Origin of the sequence: Caballeronia sp. NK8 (genome assembly GCF_018408855.1) — a bacterium.
GTDB lineage: Bacteria > Pseudomonadota > Gammaproteobacteria > Burkholderiales > Burkholderiaceae > Caballeronia.
This window is the reverse complement of sequence record NZ_AP024322.1, coordinates 1,696,160-1,716,129: the sequence shown is the minus strand read 5'-3', so window position 1 is coordinate 1,716,129 and position 19,970 is coordinate 1,696,160. Positions and strand designations below refer to the sequence as shown.

Sequence of the window (19,970 nt, the reverse complement as noted above, 5' to 3'; positions counted from 1 at the left end):
CTGGAGCCTTACGTCAGTCTTTCCGATGATGCGAGCCGATGATGTTTTTCCACACATCAGGTCGGATCGACCTTGTTCAGATGCCGCGCGCTCACGCGCCGCCAGTAGAGAAACAGGCCGACGCCCGCTATACCCAGACTCGCCGAATTCGCGATCCAGAAACCGCGCGCGCCCTGCAGCCACTCGGGCACGCCGCCGCCCACGTCGAAGCCGAGCAGATAGCCGCCGCCGAGCCCGATGCCCCACAGCGCGATGGCGTAGATCACGGTCGGCACGAGCGTCACCTTGTACGCGCGCAGGATGAACGCGGTGGTGATCTGCAGCGCGTCGCAGAAGTGATAGAAGAAGATGATGAGCACGAGCGGCATCGCGGCGGCGATGACGCCCGCATCGGGCGTATAGGCCGCGATCACGTGAGCGCGCGCGGCGATCAGAAGCACGCCGTAGGCGAGCGCCAGCACGCACGCCATGCCGATACCGTGACGCGAGATCGAACGCGCGTCGTCGTAGCGTCCGGCGCCGAGCGCCTGCGACACGAGCGTCGACGACGCAATGCCGATCGACAACGGCGTCATGTAAAGCACCGCGCCGAGATTGCCGGCGATCTGATGACCGGCGAGCGTGGTCGTGCCGAAGCGCGAGATGAAGAGCGCCATGAACGTGTACGAGGTCACTTCGATGAGATACGAGAGACCCATCGGAATGCCGAGACGCAGGAGCGCGAGCTGACGCCGCCAGACCGGCCAGCAGAAGCGCGAGAAGATGCCGAACGGGCGGAAGAACTCGACCTTGAAGAGCACCGTCATGCCGACGATCGCGAGCACCCAGTTGATGAGCGTGCTCGCGAGCGCGCAGCCCGGACCGCCGAGCGCGGGGAAGCCCGCGCCGCCGAAGATGAACCAGGTGTTGAGCGGAAACTTGAGCAGCAGGCCGCCGACTTGCAGAAACATCACGAGCCGGGGTTTGCCGACCGCGTTGGTGAGCGAACTGTAGACGCGAAACGCGAGGCTCGCGGGCAGGCCGAACGACAGAATCCGCAGATAGTCGACGGTGCGGTCGTGCAGCGCGGGCGGCGTCTTCGCGAGCGACAGCAGCGGCTCGGGATGGAACAGCAGCACGAAGCCGATCACGGCGAGCACGGCGGCGAGCCAGAACGCCTGACGCGTCTCTTCGCCAATCTCGCTTTCGCGGCCCGCGCCGAACAGTTGCCCGGCGATCGGCTGCAACGCGACCAGAATGCCCGTGAGGCCGATATACACCGAGATATAGACAGAGCCGCCGAGGCCGAGCGCGGCCAGATCGGTGGCGGAGAAGCGGCCGACCATCGCGGTATCGATCACGCCGAACGCGATCACCGCAAGCTGGCCGATCAGCACCGGCCACGCGAGCGCGGCGATCCTGCGCACGTCGCTCAGCATGCCGGTCGTGCTGGTCGGGGTCGGCGTCGCGCGCATCGCGTTATTGCGTCCGGCGCAGGCTCTTCGGGCGCAGCGGCTTCTGCGCCGGCGGCGTGGGACGCTCGATGCGTACGTAGAGCCGGAAGCGCTCGTCTCGGTCGGCGACGCGCCGGCCTTCCCACACGAGCTTCCACTGGAACGCCGACATCGACGACGGCTCGCCGTAATCCGCCGGGTCCTGGCGCAGGATCACGTCGCAGTCCTCGTCGAACGCGAAGTGCATGCCGCCAAAATAGGCGAAGGTGGCGATCTGCGCGTCGCCGAGACGCACGGGCGAGATGCAGGTGTAGTCGGGCGGCAGGTGATCGGCGATCTGCTCGGCCACGTCGCGATACGTCCGGCTGTAGTTCACCACCGGCAGCCACAGCGTCATGAGCAGCACCCACATGAGCGTGGTGCCCGCGCTCGACAGCACGACGCTGCGCCACAGCACCTTCGGATGACGCGCGAGGCGCCAGCGCGCGAGCAGGAACCAGCAGACGGTCACGGCCACCGCGCACACGAAGGAAATCAGCTTGAATTCGGGATGAAAGCCCGGCGCGAGGCGCGCGAGATTGCGTGCCATCGACGCGGGAAAGCCGAACATGCCCGCGGTCCACACGAGCCACACCAGCGAGCCGATGATGGTGAAGCTCAGCATCGCGAACCAGTCGATCGCGTTGATCGCGCCGCGCTTCAAGGTGGGCAGCGCGAAGGTCGCGAGCACGGAAAGCGGCGGCAGCAGGAGCATGAAGAGCCGGTTGGTCTCGTGCGCCTGCAGGACGACCAGCACCAGCAGCGGCCCGATGATCGACAGCGGCACGCCCACGTGCGGCGAGCGGCGCAGACCGCCCCAGCTGACGAACGCCCACAGCGCCAGCGGCCACGCGGGCCACGTGAAGAGCGGCAGGTTCTTGATCGCGTAGCCGAAGATCGAGCCCGGCGTGCCGGAGAAGAAAGAAAAACTGTTGCGCCACCATTGGCGCAGCCACCATTCGCCGTCGTCGGGGAAGTAATGCAGCGTCGGCAGCACCCATGCGGCGATCAGCACGATCGCGACCGGCAGGCCGTAGATCAGGAGCGGCGCTGCGCGCACCTGTTTCACGATGATGGTCATCGCGAGTGTGCAGAGCAGCAACGCGAACACCAGCACGGGCGAACTCGACAGCCCGACCACGCCGATCGCCACGCCCCACACGATACCGCCGTGGATCGGCTTGTCGAGGCTGCGCACGAGGCCGTAGAGGAGCATCGCGGTGCCGGCGAACTGCGCGAGCTGCGGCGTGGTTTCATGGCCGCGCTCGGCGAGGCCGAAGCATGCGAGCAGGATGAGCAACGCGCCATCCGCGAGCGTGCGGCCGTAGTCGCGCGGCTCGGGTTCGCCGCCGAAAGCGTATTTGAAGGGCTGCGCCTCGTCGCGCCGGCCGAGCAGATAGGCCGAATACCAGACGAACGCGCACGCGAGACAGAAGAGCAGGCCCGTGACCACGCGCGAGGCGTTGCTCGCGTCGACCCACGGGCTCAGCAGACGGATGGCCGATGCGCCCAGCCAGTACATCAGCGGGCCGTCGGCGGTGGGCGCGCGGCCGACGAGGTTCGGCAGCAGCCAGTCGCGCGCGTCGCCGTTGGCCATCGTCCACATGACGCCGAAGCCCGCCGCATCCTCGTTCTTCCACGGATCGCGGCCGAAGAGACCGAACGACGCGTAGGTGATGCAGATGGCGAGCAACAGCCAGCGCGGCAGGGCGCTGGTGGCGGAGGCGGTCAGACGAACGACAGATCGCATGCGAAGAGACTTGATGGAAAACGGTCAGCTGATCTCGCGCAAGGCGAGCGTGGGGCTGGAGCAACCGGCATTGTAGTCGCGCGGCGGCTTTAAGGGCGGTTCATCGACGTTCCCCGTAACCCGGCGCAACAACGCTTACCAAATACGACCAAAAGCAGTCGGCGACAAAAAAGGGCAGCTAAAGCTGCCCTTTTTCCTTGAAGCCCGAAGCCGACTTACTTCTTGGTGGAGAAGCGAGCGAACTTGTTGTTGAACTTCTCGACGCGACCTGCCGTGTCCATGATCTTTTGCTGACCGGTGTAGAACGGATGCGATTCCGACGACACTTCGATCTTCGCGAGCGGGTAGGACTTGCCGTTGAATTCGGCGGTTTCGCGCGTCTGGATGGTCGAACGGGTCACGAACTTGAAGTCGTTCGACATGTCGACGAACAGGACTTCGCGATAATTCGGGTGAATGCCTTCTTTCATGGTCTTTCCTGGTATCTGGCGGTAGCCAACCCGCTGCGCTTTCGAAATGACCGCGCGAGTCACTTGCCTAGGGTCGAAAAACGGCGATTATGCCAGAAAATCAGTCGCTTGACATCTTTTTTGGGGCTCGGGCGCAGCTTACGGGACGAGCGCGCCGACGCCCGCCGGGTCCTGCCGGTAGTAGCGCGCGAGCAGCCGGTAAAGCTCGGGATACTCGGTCTCGAACGCCTGCGGCGTGACGAACAGCGCCTCGCTGCACACCGCAAAAAATTCCGAGGGATGATCGGCCGCGTAGGGGTCGATCAGCGATTCGCGCTCGAAGCGGCTCCAGCGGCGCTCCGGCACGGCGTCCACGCGCGCGCAGAACTGGTCGTAGGCGTTGTCGAAGATGTCGGCCCAGGCGGTGGAATCGAGCGGTGCGTGCCAGCGGCGAAAGAGCGGCGGATGACCGTCGGCGACGCCCGTCACCATGTCGATCTTGTGCGCGAACTCGTGGATCACGACGTTATAGGCTTCCGAGCCATCGGCCATTTGCGCGTCTTCCCAGGAGAGCACGACGGGGCCGCCTTCCCATGCTTCGCCGCTCGCATCGTGTTCGACTTCGTGTACGACGCCGTCTTCGTCCTCCACGGTCTTCCTGATGATGAACTCGCCCGGATAGACGATCACGCCGACCCAGCCGTCATACAGATCGAGGTCGAGATTGAGCACGGGCAGGCAGGCTTGCGCGGCGATGGAGACGATCATCTGATCGGTCAGCTCGAGATCGTGCGCGCTCGAGAATTCCTTCTGCGCGATGAACAGGCTCGCGGTCTCGCGCAGACGCCCGAGGTCGTTCGCGTCCAGATGGCCGAAGCACGGATACGCGGCGAGCGTGCGTTGCCAGAGGGCGTCGTCGATTGCGTATTTGCGCAGCGCGCGTTCGCGGCGTTGCGCGCCGAACCAGCGGGTGAAGAGGTTGGCCATCGGTCGTTCAGGTGACTTCGATAGACCGGATTGTACGGAGCGGGCGCTCGCCAGACGAAAAAAAACCGCCTGACGAGACAGGCGGTTTTTTGCGCTGACGCAGCGAAGCGGAATCAGCCTCCGCCGCGACGCATCATGTCGAAGAACTCTGCGTTGTTCTTCGTCTGACGGATCTTGTCGAGCAGGAATTCCATCGCTTCGACTTCGTCCATGTCGTGAATGAACTTGCGCAGCACCCAGACCTTTTGCAGCAGGTCCGGCTTGATGAGCAGTTCTTCGCGGCGCGTGCCCGACTTGTTCAGGTTGATCGACGGATACACGCGCTTTTCCGCGAGGCGGCGTTCGAGGTGCACTTCCATGTTGCCGGTGCCCTTGAACTCTTCGTAGATCACGTCGTCCATGCGGCTGCCCGTTTCGATGAGCGCCGTGCCGATGATCGTGAGCGAGCCGCCTTCCTCGATATTGCGCGCAGCGCCGAAGAAGCGCTTCGGACGTTGCAGCGCGTTGGCGTCGACACCACCGGTCAGCACCTTGCCCGATGCCGGCACGACCGTGTTGTAGGCGCGCGCGAGACGCGTGATGGAGTCGAGCAGGATCACGACGTCGTGCTTCATTTCGACCAGACGCTTCGCCTTCTCGATGACCATTTCGGCGACCTGCACGTGACGCGCGGCAGGTTCGTCGAAGGTCGACGCGATGACTTCGCCGCGCACCGAACGCTGCATTTCCGTCACTTCTTCCGGGCGCTCGTCGATGAGCAGCACGAACAGGATGACGTCCGGATGATTCGCCTTCACCGCATGCGCGATGTGCTGAAGCATCACGGTTTTACCCGACTTCGGCGACGCGACGAGCAGGCCGCGCTGACCCTTGCCGATCGGCGAGATCATGTCGATGATCCGGCCCGTGACGTTTTCTTCGCCACGCATTTCGCGTTCGAGCGGCAGCGGCTTGTTCGGGTGCAGCGGCGTGAGGTTCTCGAACATAATCTTGTGTTTCGAGGCCTCGGGCGGCTGCCCGTTGACTTTGTCCACCTTCACGAGCGCGAAATAACGCTCGCCGTCCTTCGGCGTACGCACTTCGCCTTCGATCGTGTCGCCGGTGTGCAGATTGAAGCGGCGGATTTGCGACGGGCTGATGTAAATGTCGTCCGTACTCGCGAGATACGAGGTCTCGGGCGAACGCAGGAAGCCAAAGCCATCGGGCAGCACTTCGAGGGTGCCGTCGCCGAAAATCGTGTCGCCCGCTTTGGCGCGCTTTTTAAGAATCGCGAACATGAGTTCCTGCTTGCGCAGGCGGTTCGCATTTTCGATCTCGAGGCCATTGGCCATCTCGATCAGTGCAGACACGTGCTGAGACTTGAGCTCGGATAAATGCATACGGGTTTCCCGCCGGGGAGAGAGGTACGACAGAAAGATTTGGGAGAAGAGGTGAGCGGAACCGCTCGAGACTTAATACTTCTTGAACTCTTGTGATTCTAGCATAGCACACGCCACAGGAGCCTCGGGTGGGCTTTGGGCGGGGCGTTTGGGCCGATGTTGTCGCGTGACAACATCGGCTGCATATCTGATGCGCCTGCCCGGTCGTGCCGGGGCGGCGCTTCGAATGCGAGAGGCGGGCGTCCGAAACGTGCCGACGCCCGCCGATGCTGCTGTTACAGGTTGCTGTCGAGGAACGCGGTGAGTTGCGACTTGGACAATGCGCCAACCTTTTGCGCGGCCACGGCGCCGTTCTTGAAAAGAATCAGCGTGGGAATGCCGCGCACGCCGAACTTCACCGGAGTCGACTGATGCTCGTCGACGTTGATCTTCGCGATCTGCAGGCGATCGCCGTAATCCTTGGCGACTTCGTCGAGGATCGGGGCGATCATCTTGCAGGGGCCGCACCATTCCGCCCAGAAATCGAGCAGGACAGGTTTATCCGACTTGACGACATCCTGCTCGAAAGAAGCGTCGCTGATGTGCTTGATTGATTCGCTCATTGTCTGAATACCTCTATTGATTCGAGGCCCGCGTTTGAATGCTCGCCACGATACACCAAAACTGAAAAAATTTTCGTCGCCAACGGGCAGGATTCGGCCCGCACGCCGTGCGCCGAAACGACTCGCAAGCGGCGGCGAATGATCCGCGAAAGGGCATGATGCACCGCTTCCGCACAATTCATTTGCCATCTTAGCCTACTTTGCTATCCGTTGCCGGTTGCTGATAGGGACGATCTGAGGGCGAAAACACCAAGCACAAGAGGGCCAGGAGCGGACTATGGCGGCGCGCGTAATTCGCCGACGCCTTTCGGCCGCGTGTGCCCCCGTGGTATGATTCGACGTGACGGGCCTCCTCGCATGGTGGCGCGGTCAACCTGGTCAGGTCGGGAACGAAGCAGCCACAGCCGTTTTCCACCAGTGCCGAGGGTCGGGCTCGTCACCTTCCGCTTTTCTTCTGCTGTTCCTCCCTCGTTTCTCCAAAGTCATCCGGTCATTCCCGCGCCCTCGAATCGCGCTGGTTTCGTGCGCTCCCGAGCCGTCGCGCAGCGCGCCCTGTGCCTTCCGGCGCGGCGTTTGCGCGAGGGCGTTGCTGATACAATTTCGCGCATGACCTATCAAGTTCTCGCACGCAAATGGCGGCCGAAATCTTTCGAGTCGCTCGTCGGCCAGGAGCACGTCGTCCGTGCGCTCACGCACGCGCTCGACGGCGGCCGCCTGCACCATGCCTATCTGTTCACGGGCACGCGCGGCGTCGGCAAGACCACGCTCTCGCGCATCTTCGCGAAGGCGCTCAATTGCGAAACCGGCGTCACTTCGAAGCCGTGCGGCGTGTGCCGTGCGTGCCGGGAAATCGATGAAGGCCGTTTCGTCGATTACGTCGAAATGGATGCGGCGAGCAATCGCGGTGTCGATGAAATGGCGGCGCTGCTCGAACGCGCGGTGTATGCGCCCGTCGATGCGCGCTTCAAGGTCTATATGATCGACGAAGTGCACATGCTCACGAACCACGCCTTCAACGCGATGTTGAAGACGCTCGAAGAACCGCCACCGCATGTGAAGTTCATCCTCGCGACGACCGATCCGCAGAAGATTCCGGTCACCGTGCTCTCGCGCTGCCTGCAGTTCAATCTGAAGCAGATGCCGGCGGGGCACATCGTGTCGCATCTGGAAAGCATTCTCCAGCAGGAGAGCATCGCGTTCGAGTTGCAGGCGCTGCGTCTTCTGTCGCGCGCGGCGGACGGCAGCATGCGCGACGCGCTCTCGCTCACCGATCAGGCCATCGCCTATTCGGCCAACCAGGTCACCGAGGAAGCCGTGCGCGGCATGCTCGGCGCGCTCGATCAAAGCTATCTGATTCGCCTCATCGATGCACTCGCCGCCGGTGATGGCGCGCTCGTGCTCGCGATCGCCGACGAAATGGCGCTGCGCAGTCTTTCGTTCTCGACGGCGCTGCAGGATCTCGCGAGCCTGCTGCATCGCATCGCGTGGGGGCAGTTCGCGCCGTCGTCGGTGCTGGACGAGTGGCCGGAAGCCGCGGATATCCGCCGCTTCGGCGAGACGCTTTCTGTCGAGCAGGTTCAGCTTTTCTATCAGATCGCCACGGTCGGGCGCAGCGAACTCGGTCTCGCGCCCGACGAATACGCCGGCTTCACGATGACGCTGCTGCGCATGCTCGCGTTCGAGCCGGCGAGCGGGTCGGGCGGCGGCGTGGCCGTGAACGCGCCGTCGGGTGCGAAGCCTGCGCGCAGCGCGGCGCTCGCGGGCGCACTGGCCGAGCGCGCGGTCGCACCCGCGCCGCTGGCGAAGGCCCCGGCGCCTGCTGTGGAAGCTGTCGTCGTCAAGGCGAAGGAGACGCCGCCGGTCGAAACAGTGGTCGAAAGCGCGAAGCCTGCACCGACCATCGGAGCGAGCGAGCCGGTTCCCGCGAAACCCGCGCCGGTGCCCAGCGCCGCGCGTCAGGCCGCCGAAGAAGCCGCACCCGTTGCTTCGCGTTTCGCGGAATCCGAGTCCGCTGCGTCGCGCGCGGCCAGTGGCGCAAGCGCGGCGCTCGAAGTGCTGCGCAGCGCGGGCATGCGCCTTTCGTCCGATCGCAGCGCGCGCGGCGCGCCGGCTGCGCCGAAGCCTGCCGCGCAACCTGCCGTCCAGGTTCAGGCGCCGACGCCACGCCGCGCACCGACGACGCCGGCCGCGCCCGAGCCGAAGCCCGCAGCCGGCAATGCGGGTCAATCGAAAGTCGTCCCGCCGTGGGAAGACATGCCGCCCGACGACTATCCGCCGGCGGGATCGGAAGACGAATACTTCATGCCGCCTGACGACGGCTTCGTGCCCGCCTTCGACAGCGGCCCCGACGACATGCGTTTCGGCGCGGAACCGGCGAAGCAGCCCGCGCCCGTCATCGACAAGACGCCGCTGCCGCCCGCCGTGCCGCTCGACGCGCTCGGCGTGAGCGTCGAATGGCCGGCGCTCGCCGTCGATCTGCCGCTGAAGGGCGTCGCCTATCAGCTCGCGTTCAACAGCGAACTGAGCGCCTGCGACGCGAATTCCGTCACGCTCGCAGTCGCGGTGCAGATGTACACCGATGCCTCGCACGTCGCGAAGCTCAAGGCCGCGCTCACCGAGAAACTCGGCCGCGCGATCGAAGTCAGCGTCAATGTCGCGCCGGTGCGCCGCACCGCCGCCGCGCTCGACGCCGCCGAGCGCGCGCGCCGTCAACAGGAAGCCGAGCAGGAGATCAAGCAGGATCCGTTCGTGCAATCGCTGATCCGCGATTTCGGCGCGAGCATCGTGCAAGGTTCGATCAAGCCGATTGCCGCGTCGTCGGGCGCGAACCCGTCATGAACTAAAAGCGCGCGGCGCGTTGTCCGACGCCGCGCATCCGCACTGAATGTCGGGCGCGCACCTGCCGCGCGCTCGGGCCACACGTTTTCGAGCAAGGAGCCGAACCATGATGAAGAACCAACTCGCCGGGCTGATGAAACAGGCTCAGCAGATGCAGGAAAACATGAAGAAGGCGCAGGAGCAACTCGCGCAGATCGAGGTCGAGGGCCAGTCCGGCGCCGGTCTCGTGAAGGTGACGATGACCTGCAAGAACGACGTGCGTCGCGTGCAGATCGACCCGAGCCTGCTCGCCGACGACAAGGACATGCTGGAGGATCTCGTCGCCGCCGCGTTCAACGACGCCGTGCGCAAGGCCGAGGCCACCACGCAAGAGAAAATGAGCGGCATGACCGCCGGCATGCCGATGCCGCCGGGTTTCAAGCTGCCGTTCTAATCGCGCGCGCCGAAGCGAATTCGGCGCGTCATGAGGACACATGAAACAACCTTCCGCCCTGTCGGCGCTGGTCGAGGCGCTGCGCGCGCTGCCCGGCGTCGGACCGAAGTCGGCGCAGCGCATGGCGTATCACCTGATGCAGCACGATCGCGCGGGCGCCGAAAAACTCGGGACCACGCTCCTGTTTGCGACCGAGCATCTGAAGCACTGCCAGAAGTGCAACACCTTCACCGAAGCGGACATCTGCGAAGTCTGCCTCGACGAGGAACGCGACCCGGCCTTGCTGTGCGTCGTCGAAACGCCTGCTGATCAGATCATGCTCGAGCAGACGCTCACGTATCGCGGGCTTTATTTCGTGCTGATGGGGCGGCTCAGCCCGCTCGACGGCATCGGTCCGAAGGAAATCCACTTCGAGCGGCTCATCGGCCGCGCGCTCGACGGCATCGTGCAGGAAGTGGTGCTCGCCACCAACTTCACCAACGAAGGCGAGGCGACCGCGCACTATCTCGCGCAGACGCTCAAGTCGAAAGGGCTGAAGGTCACGCGGCTCGCGCGCGGCGTGCCTGTCGGCGGCGAGCTGGAATATGTCGATGCGGGCACGATCGCGCGCGCCATGCTTGATCGCCGCTCCGTCTGAAGGAATCGAATCGATGACAGAAACCGAAGCTCTCGCGCTCGCGACGCATCGTCATTACAAGGGTGGCCTGTATCGCGTGATCGGCGTCGCGCGTCACTCGGAAACCGAGGAAGCGATGATCGTCTACGAGCATCTGTGGCCGCACGAACGCGGCTTGTGGGTTCGCCCGGCCGCGATGTTCAACGAGACACTCGCCGACGGCACGCCGCGTTTCAGGCCGCTCGACATCCCGCTTTGAAGTCCATACAAAAATAAGGGAGACGAAATCATGAGCGCATCGACTGGACCGCTCGCCGGCGTAAAAGTGCTGGAGCTCGGCACGCTCATCGCGGGGCCGTTCGCCGCGCGCTTCATGGGCGAATTCGGCGCTGACGTCATCAAGATCGAAGACCCCAACGGCGGCGACCCGTTGCGCAAGTGGCGCAAGCTGTATCCCGAAGTGGGCGGCACGTCGCTGTGGTGGGCAGTGCAGGCGCGCAACAAGAAATCGGTGACGGTGAATCTCAAGGCCGACGAGGGCAAGGAGATCGTGCGGCGGCTCGCAAAGGAAGCCGATATCGTCGTCGAGAATTTCCGGCCCGGGCTGCTCGAAAAACTCGGGCTCGGCTACGAAGTGCTGTCCGCCGACAATCCCGGCCTCGTGATGGTGCGTCTGTCGGGCTACGGACAGACCGGTCCTTATCGCGATCGTCCGGGCTTCGGCGCGATCGCGGAGTCGATGGGCGGGCTGCGTCATATCACCGGCTATCCCGATCTGCCGCCGCCGCGCATCGGCATTTCGATCGGCGATTCGATCGCCGCGCTGCACGGCGTGATCGGCGCGCTGATGGCGCTGCATCACCGGCAGGTGAACGGCGGCAAGGGACAAGTGGTCGATGTCGCGCTGTACGAAGCCGTCTTCAACATGATGGAGAGCGTCGTGCCGGAATACGGCGTGTACGGCATGGTGCGCGAACGCACCGGCGCGTCGCTGCCGGGCATCGTGCCGTCGAACACGTATCCGTGCCGCGACGGCAGCATCGTGATCGGCGGCAACAGCGATCCCATCTTCAGGCGCCTGATGAACGCGATCGACCGCGCGGACCTCGCGGACGATCCCGCGCTCGCGTCGAACGACGGCCGCGTGCCGCGCACCCAGGAAATCGACGACGCCATCGCCGCGTGGCTTGCGACGCGCAGCATCGATGAAGCGCTCGCGGTGCTCAATGCCGCCGACGTGCCGGCCGGGCGCATCTATAGCGTCGCGGACATGTTCACCGATCCGCAATACATCGCGCGCCAGATGCTGCAACGCTTTCCCTGGCAGGACGGCCGCGAAATCACGCTGCCGAACGTCACGCCGAAGCTGTCCGAAACGCCCGGTGAAACGCGCTGGCTCGGCCCGCAACTCGGTGAACACACGGATGAAGTACTTCAAACGCTCGGGTATGATGCCGACGACATTGCGCGGCTGCGGGCGGCGAAGGTGATCTGAACCTTCGGCCGGACAGCGTTGATAACGATGAAAACAGGAGACAAGAGACGATGAAACGCAGAACGTTCATCGCGAGCGGCGCCGTGCTCGCGGGCAGTGCCTGGTCGGCGATGCCGCTCGCATTCGCGCAGGGCAAGCCCGAGCAGACGAAGGTATCGATCGCGGTCGGCGGCAAGAATCTCTTCTACTATCTGCCGCTCACGATCGCGGAGCGTCGCAATTATTTCAAGGACGAAGGGCTCGAAATCGAAATCGCCGATTTCGCGGGCGGCGCGAAGGCCTTGCAGGCGGCGGTCGGCGGCAGCGCGGACGTGGTGTCCGGCGCGTTCGAGCACACGCTGCTGCTGCAGGCGAAGAACCAGTACTTCCGCGAATTCGTGTTGCAGGGACGCGCGCCGCAGATCGTGCTCGCGGTGTCGAAGAAGGCCATGCCGAACTACAAGTCGGTCGCGGACCTGAAGGGCAAGAAGATCGGCGTGACGGCGCCGGGTTCGTCGACGTCGATCATGGCGAGCTTCGTGCTCGCGCAGGCGGGGCTTAAGGCAAGCGATGTGTCGTTTATCGGCGTGGGCGCCGGCGCGGGCGCGATCGCCGCGCTGCAATCCGGCCAGATCGACGCCATCGCCAATCTCGATCCGGTGATGACCAAGCTCGATCGCGCGGGCGATATCCGTATCGTCTCCGACACGCGCACGCTCGCGGATACCGTCAAGGTGTTCGGCGGCAATATGCCGGCCGGTTGCCTGTATGCATCGCAGAGCTTCATCACGAAGAATCCCAACACGACGCAGGCGCTCACCAACGCGATGGTGCGCGCGCTCAAGTGGCTGCAAGCGGCATCGGGCAAGGACTTGATTTCGACGGTGCCGGAAAGCTATCTGCTCGGCGACCGCGCGCTCTATCTCGATTCGTGGCAGCACGTGAAGGAAGCGCTGTCGCCGGACGGCCTGATGCCCGCCGACGGTCCCGCGACCTCGCTCAAGACCTTGCAGGCCTTCGACGAAACCGTGAAGGGCAAGCCGATCGACCTGTCGAAGACCTGGACCAACGACTTCGTGAAGAAGGCGCTTGCCACCGTCAAGGTCTGACCGATGAGCGCGCCTTCGATACCCGCGCTCGCGCTGGAAGACGTCACCTGCACGTTCGCCTCGCGTGAGCGTCGCAGCGATCGCTACACCGCGGTGCGCGATACGAGTCTCGCGATCGCGCCCGGCGAATTCGTTTCGGTGGTCGGGCCGACGGGCTGCGGCAAGTCCACGCTGCTCAACGTATCGGCGGGGCTGCTCGAGCCTTCGTCGGGCACGGTGAGCGTCTTCGGCGAGCCGCTTCTTGGCATCAACCGGCGCGCGGGTTACATGTTCCAGGCCGACGGCCTGATGCCGTGGCGCTCCGCGCTCGACAACGTGAGCGCCGGCCTCGCGTTCCGCGGCGTGCCGAAGGCCGAAGCCGACGCGCGCGGCGAGGAATGGCTCAAGCGCGTGGGACTCGGCGGCTTCGGCGACCGTTATCCGCATCAGCTTTCGGGCGGCATGCGAAAGCGCGTCGCGATGGCGCAGACGCTCATCCTCGATCCCGACATCATCCTGATGGACGAGCCGTTCTCCGCGCTCGACATCCAGACGCGTCAGCTGATGGAGAACGAACTGCTCGATCTGTGGGCGGCGAAGCGCAAGGCCGTGCTCTTCATCACCCACGACCTCGACGAAGCGATCTCGATGTCCGACCGCGTGATCGTGCTGTCGGCGGGGCCGGGCACGCATCCGATCGGCGAGTTCGTGATCGATCTGCCGCGCCCTCGCGATGTCGCCGAAATCCGCTCGCATCCGCGCTTCGTCGAACTGCACGCGCAGATCTGGGGCGTGCTGCGCGAGGAAGTATTGAAGGGCTATCAGCAGCAACTGAAGCCCGCCGCCGACTGAGACAAGACCGACCATGTGGAACAAGCTGCGCCCGAATCGGGCGAATCTCATCGTGTGGCAATGGCTGTTGCTGCTCGTGTGTTTCGCGCTGTGGTACGCGCTGACGAGCCCGACGCTCCTGCCGCCTTTCTATTTCGACGACGCCAACAAGGCCGCGTTCTTCTTCGGCGAGCCGCAGAAGGTGCTCGTGCGAATCTGGGAGTGGTTCACCAGCGGCGAGATCTATATCCATCTGTGGGTGACGCTGATCGAAACAGTGCTGGCGTTCGTGATCGGCACCGTGTTCGGACTGGCGGTCGGTCTCTGGCTCGCCCTCGCGCCGACGATGAGCGCGCTGCTCGATCCGTACATCAAGGCCGCCAACTCGATGCCGCGCGTGATCCTCGCGCCGATCTTCGCGGTGTGGTTCGGACTCGGCATCTGGTCGAAGGTCGCGCTCGGCGTGACGCTCGTGTTTTTCATCGTGTTCTTCAACGTCTATCAGGGCGTGAAGGAAGTGAGCCCGGTCGTGCTGGCCAACGCGCGCATGCTCGGTGCGAACCGCAGGCAGCTGCTGCGGCACGTCTATCTGCCGAGCGCGACGAGCTGGGTGTTTTCCAGCCTGCATACGTCGGTCGGGCTGGCGTTCGTGGGCTCGGTGGTCGGTGAATATCTCGGCTCGGCGCGCGGCGTCGGCTATCTGATCCTGCAGGCCGAAGGCACTTTCGATATCAACACGGTGTTCGCCGGCATTCTCGTGCTGACGGCGTTCGCGCTCGTGCTCGACGGGCTGGTCGCGCTGGTCGAGCGGCGGCTCATGAAGTGGCAGCCGAAGAGCGGAGAAACGGAAAAGCTCTGACGGGCTGCGTTGCCTTCGCAGACCCAGGCGTGCGTGACAAAACATGCCAAACCTGTCCCGGCAGATCGGTTATGGTCACACGAGGCGGGTATCGCTATCATGCTGCGGTATCCGTGCGCTGCACATCGGGTCGAGGCGGACCCGCCCGTGCTTTGGGGTGAATCAACGGCGCACGCACATAAAGCTGTAACGCATACCAGGCCACACTCCGTATTTGGGCGCCCATGCGCGGGATCGGCGCGGCGTTCATCCGCGCGATCCCGCGAGAACAAGAATGAAACTGAGCACTGACACTTCGATAGCGGTGGTCTTGCCATCGCCGATCGGTGACAGCCTTATCGGGCTCGTCCTCGTCAACAATCTCATCCGCAACGGTTACAGGCCCGTCGTGTTCGGCTGGGTGGCGGAGCAACTCGCCGACTGGTTTCCGCATATGGCCGTCGGGCAACCCGATGCATGGCGCGGCGCGTTCGACACCGTGATCGAGCTGCTGCCCACCGACTATGCGTCCACGCTGAGCCGCTCGGGCACGACGCTCTGCCTCGCGAAGCTGCCGGAATATGGCGGCTCGAAACACATGGTGGACCGTATCGTCGAGATCACGACGAAAGTGCTGGGCCTGCGCGACGTGACGCGCGCAAACGGGCTCGTCGTGCCGGCGGGCGTCATGCAAGGGCGCTTCGTCGATCGGGTCGTCATTCATCCGACCGGCAGTCATCCCGAGAAGATGTGGGGCCGCAAAAAATTTCTCGCGCTGTCGCGCGTGCTGACGCGTCGTCAGTTGCAGCCGAGCTTTCTCGTGGCGCCCGACGAATTCGGCGTCTGGGGCGATATCGCCGAGCAAGGCTGCGAAGTCCACGCGCTGCCGCGTCTGAGCGAAGTCGCGACGTGGATCGCCGAGTCGTCCTGGTTCATCGGCAACGATTCGGGGCTCGGGCATCTCGCGTCGTGTATCGGCGTGCCCACGCTCTCGCTTTTCATGCGCCGGGGCCTCGCGCGCTCCTGGCGTCCGGGTTGGGGTCCGGGTGCGATCGTGCTGCCGCCTTCCGTGTTGCCCTTCGGTGGGCTCAAGGAGCGGTTGTGGCAGCGCCTGCTGTCGGTGCGACGTGTGACGGCGGCCTTTCAGACGCTGCGTGGCACGCATGCACGCACGGGCCATCGATACGCGGCCGCTGGTTTCGGCGACGCGAACGCAGCGCAGACGACGCGCGTCGGCATGGTGCCCGGCGCGCAATCGCGGCGTTTCTAGTCGTCTCGCTTACGTTGCGAAGCGGGCGTAGATGCGCCAGCAGCGAAGCGCACGCCACAGTTCGCTCGCGTTGGTCGCGCCTTTCAACATGGCGCGGACATGGCCGGATTGCAGGAATTGACGCGCGACAGGCTTGCGCATCGCGTCGTCGTGCAGGCGCTTTCTGAGCACATGCAGAAGATGGCCGCCCTCGCGGTTGGCCTGGCGCAACAGGATGCGGCTCAGATGCCGATCGGTCCGCACATCGAGCGCGGCTGCCACGAGCGCGTCGATCACGCGCAGATAACCTGCGGCGCGGCGCGCAACGGCGGCCTGCGACGGCGAGTTCGTGATGGATAGCGGATTGCGTCGATATCCGTAGAACGGTTCGCGCACGAAACCGACGCGCTGTGCGCGCAGCGCCAGTTGCAGCGACCAGATGATGTCCTCGTGCACGACGCCTGGTTCGAAACGCAGGCCGTGCTGTTCGACGAAATCGCGCCTCACGCATTGCAGCCACACGCAGACGACCCAGTCGTCGCTCGGCACGGTTCGCTTGAGCCACGACGTTCCGCTGCAGACCTCGTCCCACGGCTGGCGTGCGTACATCGGCTGCGGGCCGGCGGGAGGCGGCAGCGCATCGAAGCTGAAGCCATTTCCGATAACGACGTCGAGACTCTGCTGGCGGCCGTAGCCGATCCAGCTGCGCAACGCGCCGGGTTTCATCCAGTCGTCGCCATCGGCGAACGCGATCCATTCGCCGCGCGCGAGCGTGAGCCCGGCATTGCGTGCCGCCGATACGCCGCGATTTTCCTGCGTGACCACGCGGATGCGCGCATCGCGCGCCGCCATCGATTCGAGCACGGCGAGACTGTTGTCTGTCGCGCCGTCACAGATCGCGATGACTTCGAGGTCGACGCCTTCCTGATCCAGCACGGAGCAGAGTTGGGCTTCGAGCCACGCCGCGCAGTTGTAGACCGGCACGATGACGCTGACGTCGGGTCGGGTGCTCGTCATGTTTCAATGGAACGCTTTCGAAAGCGCGCGATGATAGCAGGCCGCATGTCACGGCTCGATCACGATCTTGCCGGTCACGCGGCGCTGCATCATGTCGTCGAGGGCCTGCGGCGTCTGGTCGAGCGAATAGCGTTTCGTGACGACCGGACGCAGCTTGCCGGCCTTGATCCAGTCGACCATCGTCGCGAACTCCTGATCGGCGAGTCCGTGCTCGCGCTGCATGTGACCGCCCCAGAACACGCCGACGATACTCGCGCCTTTCAATAGCGCGAGGTTGAGCGGCAGCTTCGGGATTTCGCCGTTCGCGAAGCCGACGACCAGATACCGCCCGCGCCAGCCGATGCTACGAAACGCGGGCTCCGCATACGCGCCGCCCACGGGATCGAAAATGACGTCCGGCCCGTCGCCGCCGGTCAGCGCCTTGATGCGTTCGCGCAGATCTTCCCTGGCGTAGTCGATGACCTCGTCGGCGCCATGCTCGCGGCAGAACGCGAGCTTCTCCGCACTCGACGCCGCCGCGATCACGCGCGCGCCGACGATCTTGCCGATCTGGATCGCCGCGATGCCGACGCCGCCCGCCGCGCCCAGCACGAGCAGCGTGTCGCCGGCCTTGAGCTGACCGCGATCGACCAGCGCGTGGTACGACGTGCCGTATGCGAGGGTGAACGCGGCGGCGTCGGCGAGATCGACGTCATCGGGCAACACGATGCAATCCGCTTCCCGCGCGCGCGCCTGTTCGGCGAACGCGCCCTGCGCGGTGTAGGCGGCCACGCGCATGCCCGGCGCGAGGCGCGTGACGCCCGCGCCCACTTCGCGCACGATGCCCGCGAACTCCGCGCCCGGCGTGAAGGGCAGCGGCGGCTTGAACTGGTACTTGTTCTGGATGATCAGCACGTCGGGGAAATTGACGCTCGCCGCTTTCACGTCGATGACGACTTCGCCCGCTTCCGGATGCAGGTCGGGCAGGGTTTCGATGCAAAGCGTGTCGGGCAATCCGTGTTCGTTGCAGCGTACGGCGCGCATGGCGTCTCCTCATGGAAATGTGGCCTCAGTGTAGGGCAGGGACGACGTCGCGCGCGAGCCTGCGAGTGGTCGTCGCGCCATGTTCCTCGGTTACAATCATCGGATGCGAATCCTACTCAGCAACGACGACGGTTATCTGGCGCGCGGCATCAATGTGCTGCACGAGGTCCTGCAGCCGCTCGGCGAAGTGACCGTGATGGCGCCGGAGCAAAACTGCAGCGGCTCCTCCAACTCGCTCACGCTGTCGCGGCCCCTGAGCGTGCATCAGGCGCCGAACGGTTTCAATTTCGTGAACGGTACGCCGACCGATTCCGTGCATATCGCACTGACCGGCATGCTCGAGCAGCAGCCGGATCTCGTCGTGTCGGGCATCAACAACGGGCAGAACGTCGGCGAGGACACGCTGTACTCGGGCACGGTCGCGGCTGCCACCGAAGGCTTCATGTTCGGCATTCCGGCGATCGCGTTCTCGCTCGTCGGCCGCGACTGGCTCCATCTCGAAGACGCGGCGCGCGTCGCCGCGGAGATCGTCGCGCATTTCCTCGAACATCCGATGCCGGGCCATCCGTTGCTGAACGTAAACATCCCGAGCCTGCCTTACGATCAACTGCGCGAATGGAAAGTGACGCGCCTCGGCAAGCGTCATCCTTCGCAGCCGGTGATCCGCCAGAGCGATCCGCGCGGCAATCCGATCTACTGGATCGGCCCGTCCGGCGACGCGCTCGATGCCAGCGAAGGCACCGATTTCCACGCGGTCGCGAACGGTTTCGTCTCGATCACGCCGCTGCAACTCGACCTGACGCATACGAAGCTCATGGCCGAGACGCGCGAATGGGCCCGTGCCGGGAGCGGCCGCACATGAGCGAGGAGCGCGCCAAGCGCTTTCCGCTGGCGCTCGCGGATCTGGTTCGCGAGCCACGCAAGCCCGCGACGCGCGCACAGGATTCGCGCGGCAAACCGGCTGCCGTTTCAGCGCTCAAGTCAGCGCCGACGCAACCGGCCAAGCCGTCTGCGTCCGCGACGCGCGCGCCGATGAAGAATCCCGCCACGGCGGCGGCGTCCGCGAAGCCGGCCACTTCCGTTTTTCCCGCGCGTTCCGATTCGAAGGCGGCAATTGGCGCGACGAAACCGGTTTCGTCCGCGAGCAAGAGCCATGCGTCTCACGCGCCGCGCGCGAGCGCGTTGCGCGCAACGACGCGGCCCGCCGAGCGCGACCCGGCTGCCGCCACGACCGCGACCCGAAAAGGTGCGCCCAACGTCGCGCTCGCGAGCACGCAGACGCTCACCTCGGAACGGGTGCGCGAGCGCATGGTCGAACGGCTGCGCTCGAACGGCATCACCGATCCGCGCGTGCTGAACGCGATGTCGGTCGTGCCGCGCCACATGTTCGTCGATCCGGGGCTCGCCGCGCAGGCTTATGAAGACGCAGCGCTGCCGATCGGTCATCACCAGACCATCTCGAAGCCGTCCGTCGTCGCGCGCATGATCGAGCTCGTCGCGACGGGGCGCGCATTGAACAAGGTGCTGGAGATCGGCACGGGCTGCGGCTATCAGGCAGCCGTGCTGTCTCAGGTCGCCACTGAGGTTTATTCGATCGAGCGCGTGCGTCCGCTGTCGGAGCGCGCCAAGCTCAACCTTCGGCCGCTGCGCGTGCCGAACATCAGGCTGCATTACGGCGATGGCCGCCTGGGTTTGCCCGCGGCCGCGCCGTTCGACGCAATCGTGATCGCCTGCGCGGGCCTCGACGTGCCGCAGGCCTTGCTCGACCAACTGGCGGTGGGCGGCAAGCTCGTCGCGCCGGTCGGATCGCAGGCCGCGCAGTCGCAGGTGCTGACGCTCGTCACGCGCGTGTCGGCGACACAGTGGCGGGAAGAGCAGCTCGATCGCGTCTTTTTTGTACCCTTAAAATCCGGAGTGATTTGAC

Annotated in this window: 19 protein-coding genes and 1 other RNA gene; 12 read left to right on the top strand and 8 right to left on the bottom strand. The window is 64.8% G+C overall.

What is annotated here, in order from left to right; all coding sequences use genetic code 11:
• Positions 1-56: 56 nt before the first annotated feature.
• The 6 genes from NK8_RS08220 to trxA all read right to left on the bottom strand — a co-directional run bounded on the left by NK8_RS08220 (position 57) and on the right by trxA (position 6,639).
• Positions 57-1,418, bottom strand: a complete 1,362-nt coding sequence (locus NK8_RS08220; RefSeq protein WP_213228558.1) for an MATE family efflux transporter — start codon at positions 1,416-1,418, stop codon at positions 57-59.
• Between the two features lie 40 nt (positions 1,419-1,458).
• Positions 1,459-3,222, bottom strand: a complete 1,764-nt coding sequence (locus NK8_RS08215) for a glycosyltransferase family 39 protein (RefSeq protein ID WP_162065781.1) — start codon at positions 3,220-3,222, stop codon at positions 1,459-1,461.
• Positions 3,223-3,437: 215 nt separating this feature from the next.
• Complete coding sequence (locus NK8_RS08210) at positions 3,438-3,692, bottom strand: type B 50S ribosomal protein L31 (protein ID WP_061178668.1); 255 nt, start codon at positions 3,690-3,692, stop codon at positions 3,438-3,440.
• Between the two features lie 138 nt (positions 3,693-3,830).
• A complete protein-coding gene (locus tag NK8_RS08205; RefSeq protein WP_213226030.1) occupies positions 3,831-4,658 on the bottom strand; it encodes a M90 family metallopeptidase in 828 nt (275 codons plus the stop codon).
• Between the two features lie 113 nt (positions 4,659-4,771).
• Positions 4,772-6,037 (bottom strand): transcription termination factor Rho, encoded by a 1,266-nt coding sequence (gene rho, locus NK8_RS08200; protein ID WP_035501035.1) that lies wholly within the window; start codon positions 6,035-6,037, stop codon positions 4,772-4,774.
• Positions 6,038-6,312: 275 nt separating this feature from the next.
• A complete protein-coding gene (gene trxA, locus NK8_RS08195; RefSeq protein ID WP_008349330.1) occupies positions 6,313-6,639 on the bottom strand; it encodes a thioredoxin TrxA in 327 nt (108 codons plus the stop codon).
• Between the two features lie 342 nt (positions 6,640-6,981).
• Between trxA and ffs the strand changes: the two genes are divergently transcribed.
• From ffs to NK8_RS08145, 10 genes are all read left to right on the top strand, one after another.
• Positions 6,982-7,080: signal recognition particle sRNA small type (ffs, locus tag NK8_RS08190), an RNA gene on the top strand.
• 165 nt (positions 7,081-7,245) lie between these two features.
• A complete protein-coding gene (locus tag NK8_RS08185) occupies positions 7,246-9,477 on the top strand; it encodes a DNA polymerase III subunit gamma/tau (protein ID WP_213226029.1) in 2,232 nt (743 codons plus the stop codon).
• Positions 9,478-9,583: 106 nt separating this feature from the next.
• A complete protein-coding gene (locus tag NK8_RS08180; RefSeq protein ID WP_061178628.1) occupies positions 9,584-9,910 on the top strand; it encodes a YbaB/EbfC family nucleoid-associated protein in 327 nt (108 codons plus the stop codon).
• 40 nt (positions 9,911-9,950) lie between these two features.
• Positions 9,951-10,547 carry a recombination mediator RecR gene (recR, locus tag NK8_RS08175; RefSeq protein ID WP_213226028.1) on the top strand — a complete coding sequence of 199 codons (597 nt, stop codon included), beginning with the start codon at positions 9,951-9,953 and terminating at the stop codon, positions 10,545-10,547.
• Between the two features lie 13 nt (positions 10,548-10,560).
• Positions 10,561-10,785, top strand: coding sequence for a DUF1653 domain-containing protein (locus NK8_RS08170; RefSeq protein ID WP_061178626.1), 225 nt, complete (start codon positions 10,561-10,563; stop codon positions 10,783-10,785).
• 30 nt (positions 10,786-10,815) lie between these two features.
• Entirely contained in the window at positions 10,816-12,021 is a 1,206-nt protein-coding gene (locus tag NK8_RS08165) for a CaiB/BaiF CoA-transferase family protein (protein ID WP_213226027.1), read from the top strand.
• A gap of 50 nt (positions 12,022-12,071) precedes the next feature.
• Positions 12,072-13,109, top strand: a complete 1,038-nt coding sequence (locus tag NK8_RS08160) for an ABC transporter substrate-binding protein (protein ID WP_213226026.1) — start codon at positions 12,072-12,074, stop codon at positions 13,107-13,109.
• Between the two features lie 3 nt (positions 13,110-13,112).
• Entirely contained in the window at positions 13,113-13,940 is an 828-nt protein-coding gene (locus NK8_RS08155; protein WP_162065775.1) for an ABC transporter ATP-binding protein, read from the top strand.
• Between the two features lie 13 nt (positions 13,941-13,953).
• On the top strand, positions 13,954-14,778 hold the full coding sequence (locus NK8_RS08150) for an ABC transporter permease (protein ID WP_162065774.1): 825 nt from the start codon (positions 13,954-13,956) through the stop codon (positions 14,776-14,778).
• A 274-nt stretch (positions 14,779-15,052) separates the two neighbouring features.
• Complete coding sequence (locus NK8_RS08145; RefSeq protein WP_213226025.1) at positions 15,053-16,027, top strand: glycosyltransferase family 9 protein; 975 nt, start codon at positions 15,053-15,055, stop codon at positions 16,025-16,027.
• Between the two features lie 9 nt (positions 16,028-16,036).
• On the opposite strand, the gene NK8_RS08140 is transcribed toward NK8_RS08145, so the two are convergent.
• Both NK8_RS08140 and NK8_RS08135 read right to left on the bottom strand, forming a co-directional pair.
• The gene (locus tag NK8_RS08140) at positions 16,037-17,023 is read right to left on the bottom strand and encodes a glycosyltransferase (RefSeq protein WP_213226024.1); all 987 of its coding nucleotides are present in this window, start codon (positions 17,021-17,023) and stop codon (positions 16,037-16,039) included.
• Positions 17,024-17,071: 48 nt separating this feature from the next.
• Entirely contained in the window at positions 17,072-18,046 is a 975-nt protein-coding gene (locus NK8_RS08135) for an NADPH:quinone oxidoreductase family protein (protein WP_213226023.1), read from the bottom strand.
• Between the two features lie 103 nt (positions 18,047-18,149).
• Between NK8_RS08135 and surE the strand changes: the two genes are divergently transcribed.
• Both surE and NK8_RS08125 read left to right on the top strand, forming a co-directional pair.
• A complete protein-coding gene (gene surE, locus NK8_RS08130) occupies positions 18,150-18,908 on the top strand; it encodes a 5'/3'-nucleotidase SurE (protein ID WP_061178667.1) in 759 nt (252 codons plus the stop codon).
• Positions 18,878-19,969, top strand: a complete 1,092-nt coding sequence (locus tag NK8_RS08125; protein ID WP_213226022.1) for a protein-L-isoaspartate(D-aspartate) O-methyltransferase — start codon at positions 18,878-18,880, stop codon at positions 19,967-19,969. The genes surE and NK8_RS08125 overlap by 31 nt, the downstream gene beginning before the upstream one ends.
• Position 19,970 lies beyond the last annotated feature (1 nt).